The following is a 26497-nucleotide window of genomic DNA, read 5'->3' on the forward strand; positions in this document are numbered from 1 at the left end:
CTGTACTCTCTCTTTTATTGTTTCGATAATGAAAGGCTTCTCTCATCAATCCGAACAAATATAAAATTTATTTTTATACTATAAGTAATAAAACCTTCAATCATATTGTTTTCGTTCATATTGCTTTTCTTTATAAAGCTGATAATACCAAATTGCAATACTAATCCAAAATCCTCCAGTAAAGTAGCCAGCAATTACATCGCTTGGAAAATGAACTCCTAAATATATTCTGCTTATACCAATTAACAGAATCATTATTAAACTTATAAATATCAATAGAGAACGCCCAGATTTTGTACGAATATTTCTCCACAATATAAATGCTAAGATTCCATAAACTGTCATAGCGTTAGTGGCATGCCCACTCGGAAAACTAAATCCACTTATTTCAATTAAACGGTGTAAATCAGGTCTCGTCCTATGAAAGAAAAGTTTTAAAAAAATACAAAGAATATTTGAGCCAATAAGAGCGGCAATAAATAATATTAATTCAGAACGGTGATCTAAAACTTTATAAAGAAAATATAGAATACTAATAGAAAGTAGAATTATAAATACGCTTGAACCTAGAAAAGTTATTAATTTCATAAAAGTTGTCATGATGGGTGATTCAAACCCTTGTATAAAGTTAATAACGGTATTATCAAAATGATATATACTATGATTGCTCACTAGTAATGACATGAGTCCGAAACCAAAGAGTGAAAAAAGACTAATTAAAAAAGCAATCGACAAAAAATACTTTAAATTCATTTAAAATACCTCTAATTTTGTTTTGGATTACAAGCATTCTCATTTTTATTCCAACTATATTAGTATGGTTAAGCTATAAACTAAAGTCCGTGAATATCCTATATTTAGGTTAACCAAAATGAGATATTAAATGTACTGGGTTTTATTAGTCATTGCATTTACTGTAAATATTGGTATAGGTTTTCAGTTCAATTTTATTTGTTTTAATAAAGCGTATATGGTAAATTAAGGTCATTAACTTATTAAAGTCGTTTAATAAGTTTTATAAGGTGGTGAATTTAGTGAATGAATTTTTAGCAACTCCAAGTACAATGAAGAAAATGGTTCTTCGTGGTATTCGTACTACACTTTTAAAGCTAGGAAGTGCAACTAAAGTTGAATTATGTCAAAGGCTAGAAATTAGTTTTCCAACTATTAGTAAGTTTCTATCTGAAATGGAAAAGGAAGGAGAAGTACTTTTAGTTGGGTTAGATAACTCTAGTGGTGGTAGAAGGGCAAAAAGATATACTTACAATACTGAACATATGTTAGGATTAGTTATTTTCTTAGAAAAAACAGAAACGAATTATAAAATTTTTAATTGTGTCGGTGAAATAAAGGAACAAGGTGAACTGCAAAGTGCTTTAATAGATAATAATTTTCATTCTTTAACAATGACCATTAAAAATCTAATCAGTAAATATCCAAAAATTAGTTCAATGTCGATAGGAGTTCCAGCAGCGGTTAATAATGGGAAAATGTTTTATATACCAGGATATGAACAGTTTCAAAACATTAATTTAAAAGAATATTATGAAGAACATTTTTCGATTCCTGTCATAGTAGAGAACGATATGAATGCAGCTGTTTTGGGCTTCTACAATAATAGAGTGTTAAAGGATAAACAATCTATTGTTTATCTATATTCAGGACAAAATGGTCCAGGTGCGGGAATTATCGTAAATGGTGATGTTGTTAGAGGTAGTACTTTTTTCTCAGGAGAGGTTTCATTTGTACCTCAGTATGATGAAAGTAATTTTGGGCAGGCATTAGTAAATGGTAAGAAAGTTAAAAACCTAATTATAAGTGAAGAGAATGAAATTGATGCAATAAGTAGGCTAGTAGCTTCATTTGTAGCGATTATTAACCCTCATATTATCATTTTTTGTAAGGATGAAGTAGATAACGTAATAGTAGATAAAATTAGAAAGACTAGCTCAAAGTATATCCCGTCCGAACATATTCCAGTACTAACGACGAGTGATTGGAAACAAGACTATTTATTTGGCTTACAGAGTCTTTGTCTTAAACTTATGATCGATTGAATATGTAAAAAATAGTCAATCAAGGTGGTGACTCATTTAATTCTAAAAAAATAATACTGGGGAGTGATAACTAAATGAAAATTGAACATGTTGCTATTTGGGTAAAGGATTTAGAAGGTATGCGGGAGTTTTACGAAACTTTTTTTCACTGTAAGTCAAGCAATAAATATCATAACAGTGAAAAGAAATTTGAATCTTATTTTCTTATTTTTGAATCTGGTGCACGATTAGAAATTATGCGTAAGGAAGGAATTGTTAAAACAACTCCTAATGATCATATTGGTTGGGCTCATATTGCAATTTCCTTAGGAAGCGAAGACGCTGTTAATCAGATGAGTGCCAAATTTAAAAATAGCGGTTATCTTCTTGATAGTCCTCGTAAGACTGGCGATGGGTACTATGAGAGTGTTATTAAAGATCCTGAAGGTAATCTGATTGAGTTGACTGTTTAATTTATTAAAGATGTTAAATTAGTATTTGATTCGGTACTTTTTAAATATGTTTAATAAGTTTGCTTTTTTTTATACTTATTAAACATGTTTAATAAGTGTAATAACATTATCATTAGGAGGTTAAGTATGGATAGTTCATTAACTAGTCGCCAAATTCAATTATGGCGGGTTGCCATTTATTTTATTTTTGCACTGACCGGATTTGCATTCGCATCATGGGTATCTCGCACACCTGCAATTAGGGATGCTCTAGGTTCGACAACAGCAGAGATGGGTGTAATCATATTTGGGCTTTCTGTCGGATCGATCGTCGGGCTGACAAGTGCCAGTATTCTTATTTCTCATAAAGGCGGACGTTTTGTCATGCTTTTTGGTCTATCAGTAGTTTCGATTGGACTTTTAATTGTTGGAATAAGTGGAGGATCATGGATGCCAAATAGTATAATAGTCTTTTTAGGGCTAGTCGTGTTTGGTTTTGGGCAAGGAATATGTGATGTAGCAATGAATGTAGAGGGGACCGCAGTAGAGAGAGCTGCACAAAAGTCTCTCTTAACCGGTTTCCATGCAGCGTTTAGCTTGGGTACACTTCTTGGAGCATTGCTTGGCTCGGCAATGACTAAATCGGGAATCTCAGTACCTATTCACATGTCACTGATCGCCTTGGTGATCGTTCTAACAGTTTTGTATCTGTATCGTTACATTCCTGCCGACACTGGTAAAGAAGTTGCTAGTAACTCTGTTAAGATAAACAGAAAGAATGAATATTTGGCCGTATGGAAAGAGCGACGCACAGTAATGATTGGTATCATAGTACTTGGTATGGCTTTTGTTGAAGGTTCTGCTAATGACTGGCTACCACTTATTATGGTTGATGGCTACCATGTTACGCCAGCTATTGGTTCTGTTGCATATGGTATTTTTGTCAGTTCAATGACTTTTGGACGTGCCATAGGTGATAAAATATTAGACCATTTCGGTCGAGTTTTTGTTTTGCGTGCATCAGCACTTTTGGCGTTTGTTGGACTGATTATTGTTATAATGAGTCATAGTTTCGTGGTAGCAACGATTGGTATTATTTTCTGGGGACTTGGGGCGGCATTTGGTTTTCCAGTTGGGTTATCCGCTGCAGGTGATTATCCCCATAGAGTAGCTGCAAGAGTAAGTGCAGTATCAACGGCTGGTTACCTAGCATTCCTAGTAGGACCACCATTTTTAGGAATGATTGGTGAACACGTAGGACTACTTCGCGCTCTGATTTTCGTACTTATTGCTGTAACGATCTCTGGTCTGCTTTCAAAAGCTGCGAAACCAATTGGTAAACAAAATAATTTGGGTATTGATTCAAAAGTATCTAATTCCTTAAAATCGTAATTTGATAGTAATGTTCCTGGAGTCTGAACATAGTTTAACAACGAATAGCGGATAATCTTTATACGATTATCCGCTATTTTCATTCTAATCACCACAACTGACTATGAACAAAATATTTCAGCTGCTCAATTTTTAATTCTTAATATCATCTTAAAATACAAGAAAAAATTAGATAATGATTAAAAAATAAATATACTTATTAGTTTACTAACGATTTTCCTTTAGCAGTAATTTGTATATCCATTTATTATAGGCTATAATACTTTAAACCATTTCTTTACCTGAGCTCCACGTTTAAATTTCCCGCTATTCTTAAATGAATAGGGGGTTTTTATTTTTATTAGACAAAAAAAGTCAGATTCATTATTAGAATCCGACTTTTTAATTTTTAAATTATGCTTTTTTAACGTTAGTCGCTTGTGGTCCGCGTTGACCTTGTTCTACATCAAATGTAACTGCTTGACCTTCATCCAATGATTTAAATCCGTCAGTTTGAATTGCTGAGAAGTGAACAAACACATCATCACCATTTTCACGCTCGATGAATCCAAAACCTTTTTCTGCATTAAACCATTTTACTTTACCATTTTCCATTTTTGTTTCCTCCTAGTGTGCTTTACACACGTTGTTATAATTCAATCTTAACATTTTATGGAAAGATAATCAAATCCACCTAAATATTGGTAAAAACACATATTTTTTATAATCAATTTTTATTTATTTTTTAGACATTAATTTTAAATTAAAAACACTTTAAAAAAAATTAATTTACATATTGACATACATTATTTAACACTGGTAAAATATTTGTTTTGACAAAAAAACAATAAATGTTATGCTTAAATAGGTTCATAATTAAATGGGGGTGTAGTTAATGTTTGAAGTTGGTGATAACATCTTTTATCCAATGCAAGGAGCAGGTGTAATCGAATCTATTCAAGAAAAAGAAGTACAAGGTGAAATACAGCAGTACTTTATAATAAGATTAATAATGAATAAGATGGAAGTAATGATTCCAATTTCAAAAATGAGTAATTCAAGAATACGAATGGTCGTTGATTCAAATACACTCGACAATATTTTAATAAATTTTCATAACGGAGAATCTGATCGTTCTCTATCATACAAACAAAGATTTAAGCTAAATACTGAGAAAATGAAAACAGGTAATATTGAAGAAGGCGCAGAAGTAGTACGTGATTTAATGCGTATCGATAAAGAAAAATCTCTTAATTCAAGTGAAAAACAAATGTTAGGTAATGCAAGTAAAATTTTTATAAGCGAACTTGAATTAGTTAAAGGGCTATCAGAAAGCGAAGCCAAAGAACTATTATTCGGGTAAAAAATCTTTAACTCAACTTCCAAGAGTTGATTAGAGAATTCCAAATTTTCAAATCGTGTATGTAGCGAAACCCCTTTTATAAGACATTAGCCCTGTTCAATTTATGCTAGTGTTCCTTCTTTTTAATTCCATTTAGAATATAATGTTGGTAATTTAAAAATTAATCCATTATATATTGAATAACTGAAATCGTGTAACTATTTCATATTATCTTGTTAAACGATAAAAAAAATGCATATTTAAGTATTCGGCTTAAAAAGAGTGAATCTTCTCACTGTGTGCACTCTTTTAATTTTATTAATTCATCTAGTTCTAGTTCCTTAGCTAGTTTTTAATTTGATTTTTATCATTTTCCAATTAATTTTTAATCTCGATTATAAAGAAATTTCCTCTTGTTGCAAGTCGAAGGTTCTTTAATAGATTAACGGTCAATAAACAAATACACAGTATTGTAAAAAATTAACTTAATGAAGGAATTAAATGAATGTTGTATATTCATTTTTTATAAGCTATAATACTTTAAACCATTTCTTTTTCCGGTCTCCACGTTTGAAATTCCCCTTATTCTATGAATAGGGGGTTTTTAATTTTATTAGATAAAAAAGTCAGATTCTACAAATAGAATCTGACTTTTTAACTTTTTTAATTATGCTTTTTTAACGTTAGTCGCTTGTGGTCCGCGTTGACCTTGTTCTACATCAAATGTAACTGCTTGACCTTCATCTAATGATTTGAATCCTTCAGATTGAATTGCTGAAAAATGAACGAATACATCATCACCATTTTCACGCTCAATGAATCCAAAACCTTTTTCTGCATTAAACCATTTTACTTTACCATGTTCCATTTTTGTTTCCTCCTTATGTGCTTGAACACATTTAATGTTTATATAATAGCAATTTAAATTAAGATAAGCAAATTGTCTTACTAAAAAAAATAGGACTTTCCACATATTAAATTGGAAATTAAAGGATTTTATTTACTTTCTTTTAGAAATCATTGGAAATTAGTAGTTATTCATGATGTTTAATTAATGATAATGATAGGCACCAGCCCTTCATTTTCTTCATATGATACAGAGAAAAAAATAAAAGAATGAAGAGAGTGATAAATATGTCAACATGTCAAAGACTTGCGGATATGATTGGGGGAGAAGTTGTTCAAGCTACACCTGTATGCGTCATAATGCGACTTCGTGATATTAATGCGACTATTTTAGGTCGTAGGACTCGTTCTCCATTAGCACTTCCATTCATGTTATCTTTTGAAGATAATGGTTTAAATCTTGGAGAATCTGTTGTTCGTCAGAAGGAGATTAACCCATTAATGACAGCATTGCGAAAAAGAGGAATTATCGTGACAGCAGTTCATAACCATTGGCTATTTGATAAACCACGTTTAATGTATATGCATTGGGAAAATGTTAATTTGGACCCAGATGAATTTACAAGAGTTAGTTTTGAAGCAGCAAAAGAAGCAGGTCTATTTTAAAGATACTTACTTGAAACTAAAATTTATTTAGAGTAAATAAACAATCAATCAAAAAAAAGCAAACGGACAGCTCAACACTGATCCGTTTGTTTTTTTATATTCATTCATTTTTTCAAAAACTGGTTACGAATTTTTTTTAGGTAGTACAGCAAGCATCGGATAATATTCCGTTGTCATGATGCCAGCAATCACAGCTGGATCTTCTTCGATAAGTTTTGGGACTTGAGCTTCATTTTCAACTTCAATTATTGCAATTCCATGAGGTGAAGAAGGATTTCGAACCGGTCCAAAAATTAGAGCAATACCTTGACTTTGTTTGTCCGTCCAATAAGCAATATGTTTTCCCATAATATTGAGTTCTTCATCTGACATGTCCTGTTGAAAGGTTGTTCTTTTTGGAATAGATTTTAGCATAAAGTGTATTTTTATTGAATCAATAATTGGTTTGTTTTCTGCCATGCTTATTATACCTCCATTCAATCTGATCATCTTTCCCTTCAATTATTTCACAAATCACTTTTGAAATACCCGTTTCAATTTCAGATCTATCAAAAACTTGAATAATTTAAGAAATGCTTCAAATAAATCTTTTTTATTTTTATTAATAATATTTAATTGTACAAATGGACAATAAAGATTTATTATTAGTTTACAAAGTAAACAGTTAATATAGTAAACTAATATGAGAGGTGATATGATGCAAGATTTCCAACAAGCAATCGATTTAACCAACTCGTTTGTTTCAATTGCACGCCAGCTAAAGAGAATTAACTTACAAACTGCAACCAAACTTGGGTTAACCTTCCAACAATTAATCATCCTTAATTCAATTCGAAATAATGAAGGACTATCACAAAAAGAACTTACTGAACGAATTAGAACTGCTAAAAGCAGAGTAAGTCTTAGTATTGATGAGTTAGAGAAAAAAAATTTTGTAAAAAGAGAAACGTCAGCTATTGATCGCCGAGAAACTCAATTATTTTTAACACCTGATGGTGAAGAATTATGTCAACGCTATCGAGAAGAATCAGAAGCATATAAGAGTTTATCAAATTCACTGGAACAATTTTCACAGGATGAGCTTAATATACTTATAGACATGCAAAAAAAAATTTTAACTGATTTATTAAATGAACAATCGAATTGTTCGAAATAAGGAGGACGTTTAATTATGTCAGGATGGGGTGGTGGACCTCCGATGGGTCCTCATGGTTTTGGGCGAATGAAATATGATAAAAACGCACAAAAACCAAATATATCAAAGGCAATACTACTTAGAATTGCAAAATATTTTATTCCGTATTGGAAGCAAACAACACTTGTTGTGCTTATTTTATTAGTAACTTCAGTACTAGGCATTTTACCGCCTATCATCATTCAACATATTGTGGACACAGCCTTACCAAATAAAGATTTAAGTCTTCTAATCTATCTCGTACTTGCCTCACTTAGTACTACGATTATTTCAGAGTTATTGGGTGTATGGCAAAATTATTTAAATGCATATGTTGCCCAAAAAATAATTTACGATATGAGAAACCAAATGTATGTTCATTTACAACAAATGCCATACCAATTTTATTCGAACGTAAAGCAAGGTGAAGTGATTACTCGAATGACGGCTGATATTTCTGGTGTTAAAGCTGTATTTGATAGTACCATTGTGAGTTTCGCTAATAATCTATTCATTCTTATTTCTACTGCTACCACATTGTTAATAGTCAACTGGAGGCTTGGAATACTAGGATTAATCATAGTACCATTATTTATTCTACCTACTCGTAAAATGGGGAAAGTTCGTTGGAGTATTGCAAAACAGACACAGGAAAAAACAAGTGAGCAAAATCATATTATACAAGAAACATTAAATATTAGTGGTTATTTATTAATGAAACTTTTTACAAAGGAACAAAAGGAATTTAAAAATTTTGATGATATTAATGTACAGGCTACTAATCTTAAAATAAAGGAATCTATGGCAGGTCGCTGGTTTATGATGATTTTATCAACCTTTACTAGCATCGGCCCAATGCTCATCTATTTATATGGTGGATATTTATTTATTCACGATCAGATTACTATAGGGGCTATTATTAGCTTTGTTGCTTTACTTGGTCGTTTATACGGACCTGTTGGACAACTGACAAATCTTTATGTAAATATTACAAGCTCGATCGCGTTATTTGAACGTATTTTTGAATATTTCGATATGAAATTAACGATTAAAGATCGTGAAGATGCGACTGAAATGAATGTTACGAATTTAGATATTGAATTTGAAGATGTATCATTTTCTTATCAGGAAGATAAAACTGCTTTGCATAATATTTCTTTTATTGCTCCATCCGGTACAATGACTGCTTTAGTTGGACCTAGTGGTGCTGGTAAAACAACAATTACCAATTTAATTCCTCGTTTGTATGATCATACATCAGGTTCAATCAAAATTGGCGGTCGTGATATTCGAGAATTCACGCTAGAATCATTACGGTCTCATATTGGACTTGTTACACAAGATAGTTATTTATTTAATGGAACGATTAAAGAAAATTTATTATATGCAAGCCCTGATGCAACAGATGAAGAAATTCAGAATGCATGTAAGGCAGCATATATTCATGATTTCATAATGGATTTACCAAATGGTTATGAGACAATTGTTGGAAATCGAGGAATTAAACTTTCTGGAGGAGAAAAACAAAGAATATCAATCGCTCGTGTTTTATTAAAAAATCCTGAAATTATTATTCTAGATGAAGCCACTTCTTCATTAGATACTTTATCTGAATATTATATTCAAAGTGCAATACAAGGATTATTAAAAAATAAAACGTCCATTGTTATTGCTCATCGACTTTCAACCATTATGGCAGCGGATCACATCATTGTTTTAAAGGATGGTCAAATTGTTGAGGAAGGCAAAAATGAAGAGTTGTTAATGCAAGATGGATTATATAAAGAATTGTACAAAAAACAGTTTGGTCGAAAAGCAATTGCAACAATTGAATAGAAAAAAGCACAGATTATTTCTGTGCTTTTTTATTATGTATAGTATTTCATTCATTTTTTGTGATTCATTTTTATTACATACTCTTCCTACTTTAATTATACCATAAAAAAAATGGCCATAATAGACTTTATCTTCTTATTTTCTACTGATAAAATCAATAGACATTAAAGGTTAGGAGAGATGTGGTATGCATTCGTTAGTTCTCGATTTCCAGGAGATTGATAAAAACCAACTTTTACTCGTTGGTGGAAAAGGATTAAATTTAGGGGAATTATCAAAAATTCAAGATATAAAAGTACCAGAGGGATTTTGTATTACAACTGAGGCGTTTCAAAAAGCCATCGAACAAAATCAATCTTATTATGCTTTATTGAATCAACTAACAATGCTAAATGTAAAAGATCGAGATCAAATTCGTGAGATTAGCAGGAAGATTCGAGACATTATTTTGGATGTAGAAATCCCTTCCGATGTTGTAAATGCAGTTTCTAACTATCTCTCTAAATTCGGCAATGAATTTCCATATGCTGTCCGTTCTAGTGCAACAGCTGAAGATTTGCCACATGCCTCTTTTGCTGGCCAACAAGACACTTTTTTAAATATTATTGGTAAAGAAAATATTCTAAAACATATGTGTAAATGTTGGGCTTCTTTATTTACAGATCGTGCGGTAATTTACCGTATGCAAAATCAATTTGACCACAATCAAGTTTCTATTTCTGTTGTAATTCAAAAAATGGTTTTCCCGCAGGCTTCAGGAATATTATTTACTGCTGATCCCATTACTTCTAATCGAAAGGTACTATCAATTGATGCAAGTTTTGGACTTGGAGAAGCGTTAGTTTCTGGTATCGTATCGGCCGATTGTTATAAGGTAAAAGATAATAAAATACTCGATAAGAGAATCGCAACAAAAAAATTGGCTATTTATGGTCGAAAAGAAGGCGGAACAGAGACCCAGGAAATTGATTCTCAAAAACAAATCACTCAAACACTTACTGAACAACAAATTTTACAACTAGCACAAATCGGTAGACAGATAGAAGCTTATTTCCGTTGTCCACAAGATATTGAATGGTGTTTAGTAGAAGATACATTTTATATTGTTCAAAGTCGTCCAATCACAACACTTTATCCGATTCCAGAAGTGGAAGATCAAGAAGAGCACGTCTATCTATCTGTCGGCCATCAACAAATGATGACTGATCCAATTAAACCTTTGGGATTGTCGTTTTGGATGTTAACATCTAGGGCACCTATGCGAAAAGCTGGAGGTAGATTATTTGTTGATATTTCACAAAATCTTGCTTCACCTAATAGAAGAAAAATGTTTATAGAGGCTATTGGAAAATCCGATCCGCTTTTAAAGGACGCTTTATTAAAGGTTGTAGGACGAGAAGATTTTATAGAAGCATCACTTGCTAATCAAGCACCGCCTGCAAATCGAAATATTCAGGTACAATCGTCGTCGAGTTTTAAACCACTAATCGAAAACGATCCAACAATTGTAACTAATTTGATTAAGAAAAATGAAACATCAATCGAAGAATTAAAACAAAACATTCAAATGAAATCAGGATCAGATTTAATGGATTTTATTTTAGAAGATCTTCAGAAATTACGAGAGTTATTATTTGACCCACAAAGTTCAGCAGTGTTTATGTCTGCTATGAATGCTACAGAATGGCTTAATGAAAAAATCTACGAGTGGTTAGATGAAAAGAATGTAGGAGATACCATTACGCAATCTGTACCGAATAATATTACTTCAGAAATGGGTCTAGCACTAATGGATGTCGCCGATGTAATTCGTCCTTATCCGGAAGTAATCGACTATTTGCAACATGTAGAAAACGATAACTTTTTGGATGAATTGACTAAATTTGAAGGTGGACAGGAAACAAAAGATGCAATTGATGATTATTTAAGAAAATTTGGAATGCGATGTACTGGTGAAATTGATCTTACTAGAACTCGTTGGTGCGAAAAACCATCTACACTCATACCAATGATACTTAGTAACATCAAAAACTTTGAGCCGCATGCAAGTAGACGGAAATTCGAGCAAGGGCTAGAAAAAGCATTGAAAAAAGAACAAGAGCTTGTAGAACGATTAATGGAATTACCAGACGGTAAAGAAAAAGCGGTAGAGGTAAGGGAAGTTATTAGTCTAATCAGGAATTTCATAGGCTATCGTGAATATCCAAAGTATGGAATGATTAGTCGCTATTTTGTGTATAAGTTAGCTTTATTAAAAGAAGCTGAACAACTCGTTAAAGCGAATGTCATTACTGAAGTTGAAGATATACTCTATCTCACATTTGAAGAACTCCACGAAGTCGTTCGCACAAAAAAACTAGATTTCCAAATTATTAATAAACGAAAAGACGAGTACAAATTATTTCATAAACTAACTCCTCCACGTGTTATAACATCTGATGGTGAAATCATTGTAGGTGAATACAAACGAGAAAATCTTCCAACTGAAGCAATCGTAGGCTTGGCTGTTTCTTCAGGTGTAATTGAAGGAAGAGCACGTGTTATTTTAAATATGGAAGATGCAAATCTAGAAGAAGGTGACATATTAGTTACTTCATTTACTGATCCAAGTTGGACACCATTATTTGTAGCAATAAAAGGACTGGTCACTGAAGTCGGTGGGTTAATGACACACGGAGCGGTCATTGCAAGAGAATATGGCTTACCAGCAGTGGTAGGTGTAGACAATGCTACCAAATTGATAAAAGACGGGCAAAGAATACGGGTTCACGGAACAGAAGGATATATTGAAATAGTCTAATTGTTAAATACATCGGTCGTTTTCTAATGTGGAAAACGGCCTATTTTATTGAAAGAAATGACAATTTAGGCAATTACTGCAAAATTTTGTTGTATAATAATCTAAATATAAATTAACGAGAGGAGATCATCATCATGCTTTCATTTATTTTAGTTGTATTAATGCTATTTTTAATACCAGGACCGGCTGTACTTTTAACATTATCCCAAACAATGAAAGGTGGAAAATGGAATGGCATCTTAACAGGCGTAGGGATTGCTGTCGGTGATTTAATTCATACTTGTGCATCCGTATTTGGACTATCTGCAATTTTAATGACTTCTGCATTTGCTTTTGAAATCGTAAAATATTTAGGTGCAGCCTATTTATTTTATTTAGGAATTACTGCAATCATTAAAAAATCGAAAAACAGTAAAAAAACGACTGAACAAAAAGAAGTAAATAGTAAAATTTCGTTTCGTCAAGCAGTGTTAATTGAAGTATTAAATCCTAAAACAGCTCTATTTTTCTTTGCTCTTTTACCTCAATTTGTTCAACATAATGGACATCCGGTATTCATTCAACTTTTAACACTTGGTTTGACATTTGTATTACTTAGTATTTTGTACACAACTTTGCTAGTGCTTTTATCAAGTGTCATCGGTAAAAAAATCTTTCGTAAACAAACAAAAGGACCAAAATGGATGGGAAAAGCGATTGGGTTCGTCTATATTGGCTTAGGTTTAAGGGTTGCTCTTCAAACACAATCATAACATTTAATACTTTTCAATAAGAAAAGGAGGCCAACTGGCATCCTTTTTCTTTAGCAATACAAACAAATAAGGAGCTAATTATTCAGCTCCATAAACATAAATTAGAGAGGTATTTAAATTCACTCAAAATACAAATGGTAATGGTTTTTGCAACCAGGATTAAAATCAGATTCACATTTAGGGCATTTGTAGTTACAATCTTGATATTCCTCTATTGTTAATTCCTTATGACAGTTACCACAAAGAATTGCTTTTATTTGCCACTCGTCTTTATTCCATGTTTTTGGTTCATGATTTGCGCTTTCCTGATGGCAAAAATAACACCCATAGTACTTTTCACAACACTTGAATTTGATGGCAATAATATCTCTTGCTGTATGGTAATGTTTACAGCGTGTATGTAGATCAATTGAACCGATTACTTTCATATATTTACCTCTCTTTATACTTCTATGGTTTTTTAATTTTATTTTACGATTTCGAATAAGACAGCTAATCCGATTCCACCACCACTTCCAATTGCCGCGACTACATAATTTGATTCTAGATTTTTTCTTCTTTGTACTTCATAAAAAAGTCTCGTGACCATGATGCTTCCAGAAGCCCCGTATGGGTGACCGATTGTTAATGCTCCACCACAACAATTTAACTTAGAAATAGGGATGGAAAGTTCCTTTGAACAGGCTAATACTTTTGAAGAAAAAGCTTCATTTATTTCAAATACTTCAATATCTGCAACTGTTAATTTATTTCTACTTAATAAATCTAAAATAGCAGGAATCGGTGCTGCACCTGGATAATTAGGATGAACACCCGAAACTTGACTATCCACAAATCGTAAAACTGGTTTAAAACCGTTTTTTATTGCTTCATTTTCTTCCATGATTAGAACAGCGGAGGCACCATCATGAATTCCACAACTATTTGCAGCTGTGACTGTACCATTCTTTCTAAATACAGGTTTTGCTCTTTTTAAAAGTTCTTCCATTTTTCTTTTTTTGAAAAATACTTCATCATGATCGAAATTACCAACTTGAATAATCTCCTCATTGAAGGATCCATTATGATGGGAATCCCAACTTCTTGTATAACTTAATAATGCATATTGATCTTGAGCTTCTTTTGAGATACTGTATTTTTCAGCTACATTTTCCGCTGCAATCCCCATATCAGGATCACCAATTTTGTCAGGTGCAAATCTAGCTCTAGCAGGAAATGGGGATGTACTAGTACTTTCAACTCCTCCAGCAAGATAGCAACTTCCGGCACCACCTTGTACTAAGTAACAAGCCATTCGAATCGCTTCTAATCCTGCACTACATTGACGATCGATTGTGATCCCCGGGACTGTAAGAGAAAGATCCGCTTCCAATGCAGAAACTCTTGCGACATTTCCCCCTGGACCAACAACATTTCCTAAAATGATGTCATCAATCTTTTCATCTAATCCATCTGCCAAATACTTGAGCAATGGGGCAGCAAGCTGATGTGGTTGAAAATCTCGTAAAATTCCACCTTTTTTTCCGATAGGTGTTCTCTTTGCTTTGACAATGACAGCTCTTTTAATTTTTAGTCACCTGCATTTCGATTTGTTTAATTAGCTCTGCACGTGCGATCTTTCCGCTACTCGTATACGGCATTTCATTTTGAAAAAACCATTTTCGAGGTATTTTATATGCTGATAAGTGTGTCTTACAAAATCTTTTTAACTCAAAAGAATTACAATTCCCTTTGACCACTGCAGCAACAATCTGACCCCAGTACGGGTTTGAAAGACCAACGACTGCAACTTCCTCAACATCTGGATGAAGAGAAATAACTTTTTCGATTTCTTCAGGAAATAGATTGATACCGCCGTATAGAATCATGTTTTTTTCTCGTCCGTTAATTGTTAAAAAACCGTCTTCATCTATAAAGCCCATATCATGAACAGTAGCCCATCCGTCATCATCTTGAATTGAATGGATGGTCCTATCATTTTCCTCGAAATATCCATTTATTAAATAGTTACTCTTCACATATATTTTTCCAGTTTCATTTTGTTTAGCTATCTCTTGGTCTGGTCGACGAATTTGTAACTCCACACCATAACAAGGTTTCCCTACTGTTTTTGCCTTATGGATCCCATCTTTATCCGACAAAACGGTTATGAAGCTTAGTTCACTTGCACCAAAAAATTCGTAGATCGTCATGGCTGGAAACAAATGAAGAAATTCAATTTTAGATTTTTCAGTCCACTTTGCACCTGACGAAAGTATTTTCATCGCTTGATTGACATGAATCCGTTCTTTTATTAATGCTTCAATCATTGTCGGAACAACATAAATTGTCGTAATAGGAAAAGAATTGACTCGTGAGATTACATTGATAGGAGAAAACTTTTCTAAAAGAATAACTGTTCCTCCTAAATATAAAGTACTGATTGCACCATATAAAAAATGAGAATGGATCAAAGCTCCAGGTATAAGAGTTAAATCCGTTTCATCTAATCCAAAGTCAAAGCGATTGCAATCAAAGCTTGCAACCCATGAATCTTGCGAACGGATAAATGCTTTCGGGCTGCCAGTTGTTCCTGATGTAAATCCGACATAGAAAGGGAGGTTCTCATTTATTTCCATTGAAGAAAAGGAATCAAATTGAGCAATTTGTAGTAAGATTTCATCCAAAACCTTTACATTCGGAAGGAGAGAATGAATCTTATTGTACATTTCTTTTGTTGTAACAATGATAGAAGGATTCGAAAGCTTTACCCTTTTTTCCAAATCTGCTTGATTCCATTTCATATCAAAGGGAACAGCAATCCAACCCGCTTTGGATGCTCCTGCAAACATCTGCAAGAACGAGATTCCATTCGGTAAAAGAATTCCAATTGTTTTCGAATTTGATCGGAAAGAGTGTAGCCAATTAGCCGTTTGATGAATTAATTGATTCCATTCCTTATAATTGATTTGTTGATTACTCGTATGTATCGCAATTTTGTCAGGCGATATTGTAGCGTTTTTCTGATAAGTTTCTGTAATATTTGCCATTTTAAATCACCTCTATAAAAAAGAGACACAACGAGAGTGTCCCAAAATTTTACATATTTTCTGTTGATTGATTCGAATAGTTTTTTGTCAATGTGCTTGAAAAAACTGGTTGCTGTCTAAGTTTGAATACTAAAATTGAAGCAAGAATCGCTTTTATTACATCTCCTGGAATATAAACTAAACTTAATTTTACCGCTGTCATAACTGGAATCCCCATCATAACTGCTTGCATTGGGATACCGATTAAGTAGATTAATAGGATTCCAACAGTCAAGTTAATCAGTAAGACATGTTTTAATTTTAACGTTTTAAAACGAGATAATAAATACCCAATTACAAAAGCAGTAATTGGCCATGAAATTAAATACCCAACACTTGGTCCTGCAAATACACTAAAACCACCACGACCACCAGATAAAAGTGGCATTCCAACTGCAACTAGTAATAAAAAAATCGTTTGGCTTAGTGCACCTAATCTAGCACCTAAAACACCACCAGTAAGAAGAACACCAAGAGTTTGTAACGTAATTGGAACTGGTGTAAAGGATAACATAATCGGAGGAACTTGTCCAAGGACACCCATAACTGCTGCAAACATTGCTACAAATGTAATTTCTTTGATTTTCATTTTAATTCTCCTAATGTCAATTTTCTAATAACTTCTTTCATATTAATGAAACTTAAAATATATGTCAACTAAATATTTCGGTTGGTTAACATATATTATAGTAAGATAGAAAACTAGGAAAATCTATGAAGACAGATTTAAAGATAAACGTAGGAATGGCAAGATTTTATGTATGGTTGGACTGTGTTAAATTTATTGATTAAAAAAGTGTTTACGGAGTACTTTCATGAGGAAAATCGTGTGATTGGTACAGGTGGTGCGAGTAAATCTACTTTTGCTTGAAGTTTAGGTTCCATGTTATAAAATATACTCAATTTCCAATCTAAGTATCTCAAACATACAGGAGTATAATCGGGCTAGATCTATCAATAAATCTAAATTTGTTACTCTCATAAATCTTACAATGAAGACTTTGAGACTTCTTTACTGAATGTTTTGATGACTTTACCATTTGGTTTCGGACTTCCTTTTTATTAGCATTCTAAGGCGTTTACTTAGTTGTTGACTTTATAAAGCAATTTAGTTGAAATAGAAAAGACAGCAAGCTTGTAATAGCCAACTGTCTTAATTTTTTATTACATTCATTTAATTTTTCGATTGTTCAATATCCTGGAATATTTACTTTCTGACCAATTCGTTCAATTACATCATCTAATTCGTCCGGCTTCAAAAACTCAATCGGAGAAAATCCCTTTTCAAATTGCAATGTATCAGCTTCCAAAATGACAACATATCGACCGTTTACTTTCGCAATATGGAGGTTATCACCGAAATCTGCTAGTAAGCCTTTAATAGAAAAGTGATCCGCTTTAAATGATAATTCAATTTCTGGTGTATGTTCCACGATTTGTGCCGCTGCTTCGATTACTTCATTGGGTGTAAAATGCTCTTGAATTTCACGTTTTGGACTTGCTGCCCACACTTCCATTGCTGCATCAAATTGTTGTCTTTCAACACTTTCCTCTTCAAAAACGTCTTCAATTTTGTCATAAACCATTTCCATTACTTGAGATTTTACAATTTCAGGCATTGATTCTGAATAGGAAACAAATTTTAAAAAGTCTTCAAAATATCTGGCGTGAGATGCTTGATGGATTTTTAATTCACTTTCTGAGATCATCCCTAATTCTTCCATATAAGGGTATTGAATCGATTTCATATTCTTCGTTGTTATTGCCATTTCAACCGTTTTTATGAGAGTAGATTCATCTGAAATGGAGGCTACTTTTGGTTCAAAATCACATTTTAGTACAAATAAGAATGGATCATCAAAATATTTTCTTAGTTTCGCTTGAATAACTAAAAACGCTCCACCGCGAACTGCACTAGTTTCAATGTAATTAATGACTAAAGTTTCATTTTCAGCTTTAAAATCTTCAATTGATTTCGCATCACGTATTCGCTGGAATAAATTATAATTTGGGTTTGAGTCTAAAGAGTGGCCTTCTTCGACGATAAAGTGACCTAATTTTGTAGGTACAGAATCAGATTTTGGATGTTTTTCAACTTTTCGATTTACAATTCTTTCAAGTTCACCTTCTAAAAAACCTTTCAATTCGCTTTCTTCAAACATTGATTCGTCTAATGTTTGAAAATGTTTATATCTTTTATCGGATTGTTCGCCTTTACCTTCAACAGTAACAACATAAAACGATAAATATGTAATTTCAAAATCCATCCAATCACCTTTTCCTATTTTCCTGTATTTAAGTATATGGATGAGGATTCGTTGAGTCAATTATAAAGAAATCAAGTTTTGGGTAAAATTTCCATCTAAATTATCATAAGATAGAAAATTTTACAGTTATGAGACAAATTCATTACACACTATGATAAAATAAAGATATAATTTAATGTGGAACCAATAAAATTTAAAGTACTTGGATGTGGTAATTTCACATCTTTTTTTCGTTAAGTGGGAATAAATGGGCAGAAATGTAGTGATTTCAACGTAGTCGCCATTTAGCCTCGTCAATCAACGAGTTTTCTTTACTTGCAGTTTTATGGGACCAACTATATGGAGAGGGGATGAGAGACCTGAGAATAGATAAAATAGCTACCATCTCATTAATTATCGTAACATTACTTTGGGGCACAACATTTGTAGTAGTCCAAAATGCGATTGCATACGTTGAACCGTTTGCATTTAACGCATTTCGATTTATCCTCGCAACTTTGGTCCTTTTGCCATTTTTAGTAAAAAGAAGACAAAAAACGAAATTAACGGTTAAACAAATCGTTATAACTAGTGGTATTGGATTCATGTTGTTTTTAGGGTATTTACTTCAAACATTTGGATTGAAGTATACAACTTCATCAAAATCAGGTTTTATAACTGGTCTATGTGTTGTATTAGTACCTGTTCTTTTATATTTAGTCTATAAAGAACGGTCCAACTGGTCTACAGTAATCGCATGTTTAATTGCATTACTAGGATTAAGTTTCTTAACTTTAGGTGATTCATTTTCTGTAAATCTTGGAGATGTACTGACACTTATTGGGTCGGTTGCATTTGCTTTCCATATTATTTTATCAGGAAAGTATACGAAGCAAATGGATCCAATCACATTTACAACGATTCAACTTGCAACAGTTGGCATTAGTAGTACGATTTTCTCACTAATATTTGAAGATACTTCCGTTTCATTTTCGAAGGAACTTTGGGTCAACCCGACATTTATTTTTGCAGTGATTGTGACTGCAATATTCTGTACGAGTATCGCATTTTGGGTCCAAATGTTTGCTCAACAACATATTTCTTCAACAAAAGCAGCATTAATTTTTATTTTTGAACCTGTTTTTGCAGCATTTACAGCAGTACTTTTTGCAAATGAAACATTATCTTTCCAAACAATTATCGGTGGGACCTTTATTGTAGGTGGCATGTTGTTATCTGAAGTACCTTTACCAAAAAAACGAACAAAAGAAATAAAAAATGAGGCAATATAGTAAGAAATGTAAGAAATTTTAAAAAATGGATATAATACACATTGACAGATACAATTTGTTCACGTATTATAACTTTAAATTAATATACGACTTAGAAAAGGAATAGTAGGTTTATAAGCTTTTTAGAGAGGGAATGGTCGGTGCAAATTCCTAAAGCAAGTATTCTGAACCAGCCTTGGAGTCTCTGTACCGAAAGAATAGTAGGCTACAGCGGTTTTCCCGTTAAAGATGTTAAGAGATTATGTAGAATTTTTACATAATAAGTAGGGTGGTAACGCCATGAATGGTCCCTTTTGATCATTCATGGCGTTTTTTGTTTTTCATCCGCTTATTTCGTATTTTCTATATAGTAATTAGGGTGGTAACGCCGAGAATGGTCCCTTACAGATTATTCTCGCGCGTTTTTTTATTTTCTAAAAAATTAATTAGGAGTAGAGAAAATGACTACAAAAAAATTTGTTGAAGCAATTACAGATATGGATGTTGATTTTGCACAATGGTATACAGATATCGTAAAAAAAGCAGAATTAGTCGATTACTCAAGTGTAAAAGGTTGTATGATTTTAAGACCTTATGGTTATGCATTATGGGAAAATATCCAAAAAGAATTAGATTTTCAATTTAAACAAACAGAACATGAAAATGTCTATATGCCATTGTTTATCCCTAAATCTTTATTACAAAAAGAAGCTGATCATGTAGAAGGATTTGCTCCTGAAGTTGCTTGGGTAACGCATGGTGGGCATGATGAATTAGCAGAACCATTAGCAGTTCGTCCTACCTCAGAAACACTATTTTGTGAGCATTTTTCAAAAACAGTTGAAAGCTATAATGACTTACCTAAATTATATAATCAATGGTGCTCAGTTGTTCGTTGGGAAAAAACAACAAGGCCATTTTTAAGAACGACTGAATTTTTATGGCAAGAAGGTCATACAGCACATGCAACCGCTGAAGAAGCACAAAATGAAACCATTCAAATGCTAAATGTTTATGCTAATTTCTTAGAAGACTTCTTAGCAATTCCTGTTATTAAAGGGCAAAAAACAGAAAAAGAAAAATTCGCAGGTGCAAAAGCTACTTATACAATTGAAAGCTTAATGCATGATGGGAAAGCATTACAAAGTGGTACATCTCATAACTTTGGAGATGGATTTGCAAGAGCATTTGATATTCAGTACACAGACAAAAACTCAAAAAGACAATATGTACACCAAACTTCTTGGGGCATGACAACAAGAGTAATCGGCGCTTTAATTATGGTTCATGGCGATAACAGCGGGTTAGTATTACCTCCAAAAGTTGCTCCAACACAAGTTATGGTCATTCCAATTGCTCAACATAAAGAAGGTGTTATCCAAAAGGCAACTGAATTAAAAAACCGTATTTCAAAGATTGCTCGAGTAAAAATTGATACTTCTGATAAAATGCCAGGCTGGAAATTTAACGAATATGAAATGAAAGGAATTCCAGTACGTGTTGAAATTGGGCCAAAAGATATTGAAAAGAATCAAGCAGTTTTAGTAAGACGTGACACGAGAGAAAAAACAATCGTTTCATTAGACGCTTTAGAAGAAAATATTACAAAATTACTTGAAGAAATCCAAATCTCTCTTTACGAAAAAGCATTAAATAATCGAACAGAAAAAACATATGAAGCTAAATCAATGGAAGAGCTGAAACAAATCAGTGAAGAAAGACAAGGCTTTATTAAAGCAATGTGGTGTCAGGATCTAGCTTGTGAAGAACAAATTAAAGAAGAAGCTAGTTTAACTTCAAGATGTATTCCATTTGAACAGGAAAGAATTGCTGATACGTGTGTATGCTGTGGAAAGAAAACGGATGTAATGGTCTATTGGGGTAAAGCTTACTAATTAAAACTAAGAAGGTGAACGAATGATGGAAGGTTTAGATTTTTTAAAAGAGCATCTTTGTACGTTAGAAAAAAAATTACTTAAACCAGAAATTCGCACCTCTCAAATTGAGCTTAAAAAACTATTAGCCGAAGAATTTTTTGAATTCGGGAGTTCAGGTAGAGTTTTATATAAAGATGATCAATTAGAAAATGGCATTGAAATCGTAAAAATGACATTAAGTGATTTTGAAATTCATCCATTATCAAACGAAATTACATTAGTAACCTATCGAATATTTAATGAAATAAAAAAACAACATTCCATACGTAGTTCAATTTGGAAGTTTAAAGATGGTCATTGGAAAATGTATTTTCACCAAGGCACACTAACAGAGTTTTAAGTAATTGTTACAGAATAACCAACAAAGATCAGATTCAAATAAATAATAAGATAATGTAAGAAATTAGTAGGTAAGGTGAACCAAATGTATTTAACAATTAAAGAAACAGCGGAATATTTAGATCTTGATGAATCCTATATTAAACAATTGATTCAAGAACAAAAAATTAGAGTAGTCCACGATGGTGAACAATATTTAATTTATAAAGAGCAATTTAACAACCACTTAGAACAAATGGAGAAAGCAAAAAAAATGATTGCTGATTATTATAACGAACCAATTCCTGAAGATATAGATGTCAAGGACGAAGACTAAACTAAAAAATCAGATTGTAAGAGGTTGCTATAACGGAGGGATAAAATGGATTCGCAAGTACTCATTTCAATATCTATTTACTTTATTTTTATGTTAGCTATAGGTTTTTACGCTTATAAAAAATCTACTGATAGTTTATCCGAGTATATGCTTGGTGATCGTGGTCTTGGGCCTGCAGTTACTGCTCTTTCAGCTGGTGCAGCCGATATGAGCGGATGGATGTTAATGGGATTACCTGGTGCAATGTACGCAACTGGTATCTCATCAGCATGGATTGCTATTGGATTAACGATTGGAGCATATTTAAACTATTTACTTTTAGCACCCCGACTACGTGTGTTTACTGAAGTAGCCGATAATTCAATTACAATACCAAATTACTTTGAAAAAAGATTCCAAGATTCAACTCGAATTTTAAGAATTACTTCAGCTGTTGTTATTATCATTTTCTTTACACTTTATTGCTCAGCTGGTTTTGTATCGGGTGGTACATTATTCGAGTCAGCTTTCGGAATTGATTATAAAGTAGGATTAATTGTTACAGCTGCAGTTGTAATTGCCTATACATTATTTGGCGGGTTCTTAGCTGTAAGTCTAACGGATTTCGTTCAAGGTTTAATTATGTTTATTGCATTAATTTTGGTACCACTTGTTGCTTTTACAGATGTAGGTGGAGTAAAGCCGACTTTCGATGAAATTAAACATATAGACCCGAAGTTATTAAATATCTTTACAGGCACTTCATTTATTGGAATTGTTTCTTTACTTGCTTGGGGGTTAGGTTATTTCGGGCAACCTCATATTATTGTTCGATTTATGGCGATTTCAAGTGTAAAGGAATTAAAGCCAGCGCGTCGAATTGGAATGGGATGGATGATTTTTACAATTGTTGGAGCAACATTAACAGGACTAGTTGGAATTGCATATATTTCAGTTAACCATTTAACATTAGATGATCCAGAAACAATTTTTATCTTTTTCTCAGAAACATTATTTCATCCACTCATTACGGGATTCTTGTTATCTGCTATACTTGCAGCGATTATGAGTACGATTTCATCTCAACTTTTAGTAACTGCAAGTGCTTTAACAGAAGATCTCTATCGTATCTTTGGTAAAAAGAATGCAACTGATAAAGAACTTGTTCGTATTGGTAGAATAACTGTCTTAATCGTTGCGATCGTTTCATTACTTTTATCGGTGACTCCAAATGATACGATTCTAAATCTTGTTGGTAATGCCTGGGCGGGCTTCGGTGCTGCATTTGGTCCAGCAATATTATTAAGTTTATTCTGGAAACGAATGACTAGCTGGGGTGCACTTGCTGGCATGGTAGTAGGGGCAGCAACCGTTATCATTTGGATTAGCTTCGATGCAATTAAAGAAGCAATTAACTTATATGAAATGGTTCCAGGTTTCTTTTTCAGCTTACTAGCAGTTATTGTAGTTAGTCTATTAACTTCAAATTCAAATCCAAAAGTAGAAAAGCAATTTGAGGAAATGGAAAAACGAATAGCATAAAAAAAAATACATTTTCTTTTAATTAGTAGAAATAGGGGCGTGTTATGCACACTCCTATTTTTTATTTTTGACTATTGGCAAATATGTCACTTCAAACTGAAAAAGGAAGTAAGTAGTATAGCAGAAGAAATACTTACTAAAAATCCCGCTGTAAAGATTTTAATGACTAAAATAAGAAAAGGAGCTAATGCAGCACCAATAGATAAAAAACAGTAGACAAATAAGACAGAAAAGTTATAATAGTATAAAAATAAATAAAAAACTATGAAGAGAAGAGTAAATAGAATTCATTCATCTTAGAGAGCTCCAGTTGCTGAAAAGGAGTATGAATGGTCCATTGAAGCAAGACTCTGAGTTTCATATCGGAACCAATAATGGCGATGGTATGACAGGCGCTCCTGTTATAGAGTATGAGTATGTTTAAAATGTACTTAATGAGGTTAATGTGATGACATATTAACAAACTGGGGTGGCACCACGATACGATAGGTAAACTCGTCCCCAAGACTACGGTCTTGGAGGGCGAGTTTTTTTATTTGTACAAAAAATACATTTTCAGAGGTGTAAAATGAAAAAAGCTAAGATGTTTATTGCTTGGAAAAAACCTTTGCTTTTACTATTTGGAATAGGTGTTTCAAATATTGGAGATTGGATTTATTTAATCGCACTAAATCTAATTATTTTTGATATGACGAAATCTGTTTTGACTGTATCCACACTTTATGTCTTGAAACCACTAGCAACAATACTAACTAACTTATGGGCTGGTAGTTTAATTGACCGATCTAACAAAAGGAATTTAATGGTACTTTTAGATTTTTTGAGGGGATTATTAATTTTCTTAATACCAAGTATATCATCCGTCTTTCTGATCTTTGTAATCGTATTTATTGTTAATATGGGAAGTTCAATGTTTTATCCAACATCAACAACTTATATAACTAAATTAATTCCACACAATCAGAGGAATCGCTTCAATGCTTTGCGTAGTTTAGTTCAATCAGGAGGATTCCTAACTGGACCAGCGATTGCAGGTCTACTTTTTATGATTAGCTCACCTATGTTTGCTATTAATATTAATGCGATCTCTTTTATCATTTCGGGAATTGTAACAGCTAGTTTGCCTAATTTGGATAAGTTACCCATGCGAAAGGTTAAATATCAGATGTTCTCCTTCAAACTAATTTGGAAAGATTTTACTGAGGTTTTAAAATTCAGCTGTAAATCAAGTTACGTTATGATAGTTTATTTTTTATTTAATAGTATTTTAGTTTTAACAGCTGCTGTTGATTCTTTAGAAGCAGTGTTTTCAAAAAGCATACTTCATATGAGTAATACAGAATATGGTGTTCTAGTAAGTATTGCTGGGGCAGGAATTGGAATAGGTGCAATAATTAATACAATTTTAGCAAAACGACTACATCCTTCTTGGCTGATGGGGATTGGGACAATTTTTTTATCATTAGGATATATCATATATTCATTTTCTAATTCTTTTTCAATTGCTGGATTAGGATTTTTCATATTATCATTTGCATTGTCTTTTGCAAATACGGGATTTGATACATTTTACCAATCCAACGTAGATGTTAAGATAATGGGAAGAGTTGGAAGTATCTATGGTTTTGTTGAGGCAATATTAGTGATAGTTTCAACTATCCTAATAGGATTTTCAACTCACTATGTATCGATTAAAATATCAGTAATTGCTGGTAGTCTTTTTATGCTATTTTTAGCGATAATTTTAAGTATTTTTATTATCCGACCTTCAAGCGAAAATTATTTCAGATGCATTTGATATAAATAAAGTGTTTAAAAAGGTTCTCCTAAAAATGTAAAACGTTAAATAAACTCCGAAGGTCAAAAGTTGTCAGAATTTAAAAAATACGTGATTAGATAAATGAACATGCTTTTTATAGACATTTAGAATTACCCAATTAGATATTAATAACCCCCTCAAAAGAAAATAAATCAAATGATGAAAACTATATGAAAAATCAAACTAAATCATATGAGCACTTCTTTTAATAAAAGCATAAACAACAATTGTTTATGCTTTTTTTATATTTACTGTGCTTTTTAGATAAATTTGTTACGCACTTCTAGGAATCATTTAATACAAACTATAATACAAATCAATTTATTGTCAAAAACACCAATAAGGCAAAGTCTAATAGTACATTAAGCGTACTCTCCATAGTTAACTATTACCACGGGAGAAGGAGATAATTTAAATACTATTAATAAATCCAGTTACATCATTGTTTATTCAAATTCTCCTGCGCCATTCTAACTAATTCTTTTACCATATTTCCACCGATCCGGCCCCCAACTTTACCGTTTTCATGAGAGGTTAAATTGCCATTATATCCTTTCGTTAAAGGAACTCCTACTTCCTCAGCAGCTTCGAACTTTGCATCTTCAGGTTTTGTTGTATGCATGACTTTAGCTTTTAAAGCATCAAGAGCTTTTCTAGATTCAGGAACTAAGATTTTATTTTTTCTACTCATCAAACCCACTCCTT

Annotated in this window: 25 protein-coding genes and 2 other annotated features; of the genes, 15 read left to right on the top strand and 10 right to left on the bottom strand. The window is 32.7% G+C overall.

The annotated features are described in order from the left end of the window. Positions 1 to 96: 96 nt before the first annotated feature. On the bottom strand, positions 97 to 753 hold the full coding sequence (locus tag RAH41_RS09710; RefSeq protein WP_331222174.1) for a phosphatase PAP2 family protein: 657 nt from the start codon (positions 751 to 753) through the stop codon (positions 97 to 99). A gap of 281 nt (positions 754 to 1034) precedes the next feature. On the opposite strand from RAH41_RS09710, the gene RAH41_RS09715 reads away from it, so the two are divergent. From RAH41_RS09715 to RAH41_RS09725, 3 genes are all read left to right on the top strand, one after another. Continuing rightward, positions 1035 to 2057, top strand: a complete 1023-nt coding sequence (locus RAH41_RS09715) for an ROK family protein (protein WP_419471583.1) — start codon at positions 1035 to 1037, stop codon at positions 2055 to 2057. A 74-nt stretch (positions 2058 to 2131) separates the two neighbouring features. Beyond that, positions 2132 to 2509 carry a VOC family protein gene (locus RAH41_RS09720; protein WP_331222175.1) on the top strand — a complete coding sequence of 126 codons (378 nt, stop codon included), beginning with the start codon at positions 2132 to 2134 and terminating at the stop codon, positions 2507 to 2509. 126 nt (positions 2510 to 2635) lie between these two features. Further along, entirely contained in the window at positions 2636 to 3880 is a 1245-nt protein-coding gene (locus RAH41_RS09725; protein WP_331222176.1) for an MFS transporter, read from the top strand. A 393-nt stretch (positions 3881 to 4273) separates the two neighbouring features. On the opposite strand, the gene RAH41_RS09730 is transcribed toward RAH41_RS09725, so the two are convergent. Beyond that, positions 4274 to 4474 carry a cold-shock protein gene (locus tag RAH41_RS09730; protein WP_331222177.1) on the bottom strand — a complete coding sequence of 67 codons (201 nt, stop codon included), beginning with the start codon at positions 4472 to 4474 and terminating at the stop codon, positions 4274 to 4276. Between the two features lie 280 nt (positions 4475 to 4754). Between RAH41_RS09730 and RAH41_RS09735 the strand changes: the two genes are divergently transcribed. Further along, positions 4755 to 5222, top strand: a complete 468-nt coding sequence (locus RAH41_RS09735) for a CarD family transcriptional regulator (protein WP_331222178.1) — start codon at positions 4755 to 4757, stop codon at positions 5220 to 5222. Between the two features lie 646 nt (positions 5223 to 5868). On the opposite strand, the gene RAH41_RS09740 is transcribed toward RAH41_RS09735, so the two are convergent. Next, positions 5869 to 6069: a cold-shock protein gene (locus tag RAH41_RS09740; protein ID WP_025568372.1), complete on the bottom strand. Its 201-nt coding sequence runs from the start codon at positions 6067 to 6069 to the stop codon at positions 5869 to 5871. A 266-nt stretch (positions 6070 to 6335) separates the two neighbouring features. Between RAH41_RS09740 and RAH41_RS09745 the strand changes: the two genes are divergently transcribed. Beyond that, positions 6336 to 6713: a DUF1259 domain-containing protein gene (locus RAH41_RS09745; protein ID WP_331222181.1), complete on the top strand. Its 378-nt coding sequence runs from the start codon at positions 6336 to 6338 to the stop codon at positions 6711 to 6713. 123 nt (positions 6714 to 6836) lie between these two features. Here the strand turns inward: RAH41_RS09745 and RAH41_RS09750 are convergent, their stop codons facing one another. After that, positions 6837 to 7172 (bottom strand): YciI family protein, encoded by a 336-nt coding sequence (locus RAH41_RS09750; protein WP_331222182.1) that lies wholly within the window; start codon positions 7170 to 7172, stop codon positions 6837 to 6839. Between the two features lie 238 nt (positions 7173 to 7410). Here RAH41_RS09750 and RAH41_RS09755 point away from each other — a divergent pair, with 238 nt between their 5' ends. The 4 genes from RAH41_RS09755 (at position 7411) to RAH41_RS09770 (ending at position 13275) form a co-directional block, all read left to right on the top strand. Next, positions 7411 to 7869, top strand: coding sequence for a MarR family winged helix-turn-helix transcriptional regulator (locus RAH41_RS09755; RefSeq protein WP_331222183.1), 459 nt, complete (start codon positions 7411 to 7413; stop codon positions 7867 to 7869). Between the two features lie 15 nt (positions 7870 to 7884). Further along, positions 7885 to 9723: an ABC transporter ATP-binding protein gene (locus tag RAH41_RS09760; RefSeq protein ID WP_331222184.1), complete on the top strand. Its 1839-nt coding sequence runs from the start codon at positions 7885 to 7887 to the stop codon at positions 9721 to 9723. Positions 9724 to 9910: 187 nt separating this feature from the next. Beyond that, positions 9911 to 12523 (top strand): phosphoenolpyruvate synthase, encoded by a 2613-nt coding sequence (gene ppsA / locus RAH41_RS09765; RefSeq protein ID WP_331222185.1) that lies wholly within the window; start codon positions 9911 to 9913, stop codon positions 12521 to 12523. 134 nt (positions 12524 to 12657) lie between these two features. After that, on the top strand, positions 12658 to 13275 hold the full coding sequence (locus RAH41_RS09770) for a LysE family translocator (protein ID WP_331222187.1): 618 nt from the start codon (positions 12658 to 12660) through the stop codon (positions 13273 to 13275). A 119-nt stretch (positions 13276 to 13394) separates the two neighbouring features. Here the strand turns inward: RAH41_RS09770 and RAH41_RS09775 are convergent, their stop codons facing one another. From RAH41_RS09775 to RAH41_RS09795, 5 genes are all read right to left on the bottom strand, one after another. Beyond that, positions 13395 to 13703, bottom strand: a complete 309-nt coding sequence (locus tag RAH41_RS09775; RefSeq protein ID WP_331222188.1) for a CHY zinc finger protein — start codon at positions 13701 to 13703, stop codon at positions 13395 to 13397. A gap of 38 nt (positions 13704 to 13741) precedes the next feature. Then, positions 13742 to 14842: an acetyl-CoA C-acyltransferase gene (locus RAH41_RS09780; protein ID WP_331222435.1), complete on the bottom strand. Its 1101-nt coding sequence runs from the start codon at positions 14840 to 14842 to the stop codon at positions 13742 to 13744. Further along, on the bottom strand, positions 14838 to 16304 hold the full coding sequence (locus RAH41_RS09785) for an AMP-binding protein (RefSeq protein WP_331222189.1): 1467 nt from the start codon (positions 16302 to 16304) through the stop codon (positions 14838 to 14840). The genes RAH41_RS09780 and RAH41_RS09785 overlap by 5 nt, the downstream gene beginning before the upstream one ends. A 49-nt stretch (positions 16305 to 16353) precedes the next feature. Next, positions 16354 to 16932, bottom strand: coding sequence for a biotin transporter BioY (locus tag RAH41_RS09790; RefSeq protein WP_331222190.1), 579 nt, complete (start codon positions 16930 to 16932; stop codon positions 16354 to 16356). A gap of 601 nt (positions 16933 to 17533) precedes the next feature. After that, on the bottom strand, positions 17534 to 18610 hold the full coding sequence (locus RAH41_RS09795) for a DUF3900 domain-containing protein (RefSeq protein ID WP_331222191.1): 1077 nt from the start codon (positions 18608 to 18610) through the stop codon (positions 17534 to 17536). Between the two features lie 350 nt (positions 18611 to 18960). On the opposite strand from RAH41_RS09795, the gene RAH41_RS09800 reads away from it, so the two are divergent. The 6 genes from RAH41_RS09800 (at position 18961) to RAH41_RS09825 (ending at position 25771) form a co-directional block, all read left to right on the top strand. Next, the gene (locus RAH41_RS09800; RefSeq protein ID WP_331222192.1) at positions 18961 to 19881 is read left to right on the top strand and encodes a DMT family transporter; all 921 of its coding nucleotides are present in this window, start codon (positions 18961 to 18963) and stop codon (positions 19879 to 19881) included. Between the two features lie 83 nt (positions 19882 to 19964). Beyond that, positions 19965 to 20176, top strand: a binding site (T-box leader). Between the two features lie 145 nt (positions 20177 to 20321). Continuing rightward, a complete protein-coding gene (proS, locus tag RAH41_RS09805; RefSeq protein ID WP_331222193.1) occupies positions 20322 to 21755 on the top strand; it encodes a proline--tRNA ligase in 1434 nt (477 codons plus the stop codon). Between the two features lie 25 nt (positions 21756 to 21780). Next, a complete protein-coding gene (locus RAH41_RS09810) occupies positions 21781 to 22137 on the top strand; it encodes a DUF4440 domain-containing protein (RefSeq protein ID WP_331222436.1) in 357 nt (118 codons plus the stop codon). Between the two features lie 84 nt (positions 22138 to 22221). Next, positions 22222 to 22452 (top strand): excisionase family DNA-binding protein, encoded by a 231-nt coding sequence (locus RAH41_RS09815; protein ID WP_331222194.1) that lies wholly within the window; start codon positions 22222 to 22224, stop codon positions 22450 to 22452. A gap of 45 nt (positions 22453 to 22497) precedes the next feature. Next, positions 22498 to 23973 carry a sodium/proline symporter PutP gene (gene putP, locus RAH41_RS09820; protein WP_331222195.1) on the top strand — a complete coding sequence of 492 codons (1476 nt, stop codon included), beginning with the start codon at positions 22498 to 22500 and terminating at the stop codon, positions 23971 to 23973. Between the two features lie 255 nt (positions 23974 to 24228). After that, positions 24229 to 24479, top strand: a binding site (T-box leader). Between the two features lie 62 nt (positions 24480 to 24541). Beyond that, positions 24542 to 25771: an MFS transporter gene (locus tag RAH41_RS09825; protein WP_331222196.1), complete on the top strand. Its 1230-nt coding sequence runs from the start codon at positions 24542 to 24544 to the stop codon at positions 25769 to 25771. 460 nt (positions 25772 to 26231) lie between these two features. Here RAH41_RS09825 and RAH41_RS09830 read toward each other — a convergent pair whose 3' ends face one another. Continuing rightward, positions 26232 to 26483, bottom strand: coding sequence for an alpha/beta-type small acid-soluble spore protein (locus RAH41_RS09830; RefSeq protein ID WP_331222198.1), 252 nt, complete (start codon positions 26481 to 26483; stop codon positions 26232 to 26234). Positions 26484 to 26497 lie beyond the last annotated feature (14 nt).

The sequence above is a fragment of the Gottfriedia acidiceleris genome (assembly GCF_036421055.1).
In the GTDB taxonomy this organism is placed as follows: domain Bacteria; phylum Bacillota; class Bacilli; order Bacillales; family Bacillaceae_G; genus Gottfriedia; species Gottfriedia acidiceleris_C.

Excerpts from the sequence above, each read along its gene's own strand:
- RAH41_RS09710 (WP_331222174.1), bottom strand. The coding sequence starts at position 753 with ATGAATTTAAAGTATTTTTTGTCGATTGCTTTTTTAATTAGTCTTTTT.
- RAH41_RS09720 (WP_331222175.1), top strand. The coding sequence starts at position 2,132 with ATGAAAATTGAACATGTTGCTATTTGGGTAAAGGATTTAGAAGGTATG.
- RAH41_RS09725 (WP_331222176.1), top strand. The coding sequence starts at position 2,636 with ATGGATAGTTCATTAACTAGTCGCCAAATTCAATTATGGCGGGTTGCC.
- RAH41_RS09730 (WP_331222177.1), bottom strand. The coding sequence starts at position 4,474 with ATGGAAAATGGTAAAGTAAAATGGTTTAATGCAGAAAAAGGTTTTGGA.
- RAH41_RS09735 (WP_331222178.1), top strand. The coding sequence starts at position 4,755 with ATGTTTGAAGTTGGTGATAACATCTTTTATCCAATGCAAGGAGCAGGT.
- RAH41_RS09740 (WP_025568372.1), bottom strand. The coding sequence starts at position 6,069 with ATGGAACATGGTAAAGTAAAATGGTTTAATGCAGAAAAAGGTTTTGGA.
- RAH41_RS09745 (WP_331222181.1), top strand. The coding sequence starts at position 6,336 with ATGTCAACATGTCAAAGACTTGCGGATATGATTGGGGGAGAAGTTGTT.
- RAH41_RS09750 (WP_331222182.1), bottom strand. The coding sequence starts at position 7,172 with ATGGCAGAAAACAAACCAATTATTGATTCAATAAAAATACACTTTATG.
- RAH41_RS09755 (WP_331222183.1), top strand. The coding sequence starts at position 7,411 with ATGCAAGATTTCCAACAAGCAATCGATTTAACCAACTCGTTTGTTTCA.
- RAH41_RS09760 (WP_331222184.1), top strand. The coding sequence starts at position 7,885 with ATGTCAGGATGGGGTGGTGGACCTCCGATGGGTCCTCATGGTTTTGGG.
- ppsA (WP_331222185.1), top strand. The coding sequence starts at position 9,911 with ATGCATTCGTTAGTTCTCGATTTCCAGGAGATTGATAAAAACCAACTT.
- RAH41_RS09770 (WP_331222187.1), top strand. The coding sequence starts at position 12,658 with ATGCTTTCATTTATTTTAGTTGTATTAATGCTATTTTTAATACCAGGA.
- RAH41_RS09775 (WP_331222188.1), bottom strand. The coding sequence starts at position 13,703 with ATGAAAGTAATCGGTTCAATTGATCTACATACACGCTGTAAACATTAC.
- RAH41_RS09785 (WP_331222189.1), bottom strand. The coding sequence starts at position 16,304 with ATGGCAAATATTACAGAAACTTATCAGAAAAACGCTACAATATCGCCT.
- RAH41_RS09790 (WP_331222190.1), bottom strand. The coding sequence starts at position 16,932 with ATGAAAATCAAAGAAATTACATTTGTAGCAATGTTTGCAGCAGTTATG.
- RAH41_RS09795 (WP_331222191.1), bottom strand. The coding sequence starts at position 18,610 with ATGGATTTTGAAATTACATATTTATCGTTTTATGTTGTTACTGTTGAA.
- RAH41_RS09800 (WP_331222192.1), top strand. The coding sequence starts at position 18,961 with ATGAGAGACCTGAGAATAGATAAAATAGCTACCATCTCATTAATTATC.
- proS (WP_331222193.1), top strand. The coding sequence starts at position 20,322 with ATGACTACAAAAAAATTTGTTGAAGCAATTACAGATATGGATGTTGAT.
- RAH41_RS09810 (WP_331222436.1), top strand. The coding sequence starts at position 21,781 with ATGGAAGGTTTAGATTTTTTAAAAGAGCATCTTTGTACGTTAGAAAAA.
- RAH41_RS09815 (WP_331222194.1), top strand. The coding sequence starts at position 22,222 with ATGTATTTAACAATTAAAGAAACAGCGGAATATTTAGATCTTGATGAA.
- putP (WP_331222195.1), top strand. The coding sequence starts at position 22,498 with ATGGATTCGCAAGTACTCATTTCAATATCTATTTACTTTATTTTTATG.
- RAH41_RS09825 (WP_331222196.1), top strand. The coding sequence starts at position 24,542 with ATGAAAAAAGCTAAGATGTTTATTGCTTGGAAAAAACCTTTGCTTTTA.
- RAH41_RS09830 (WP_331222198.1), bottom strand. The coding sequence starts at position 26,483 with ATGAGTAGAAAAAATAAAATCTTAGTTCCTGAATCTAGAAAAGCTCTT.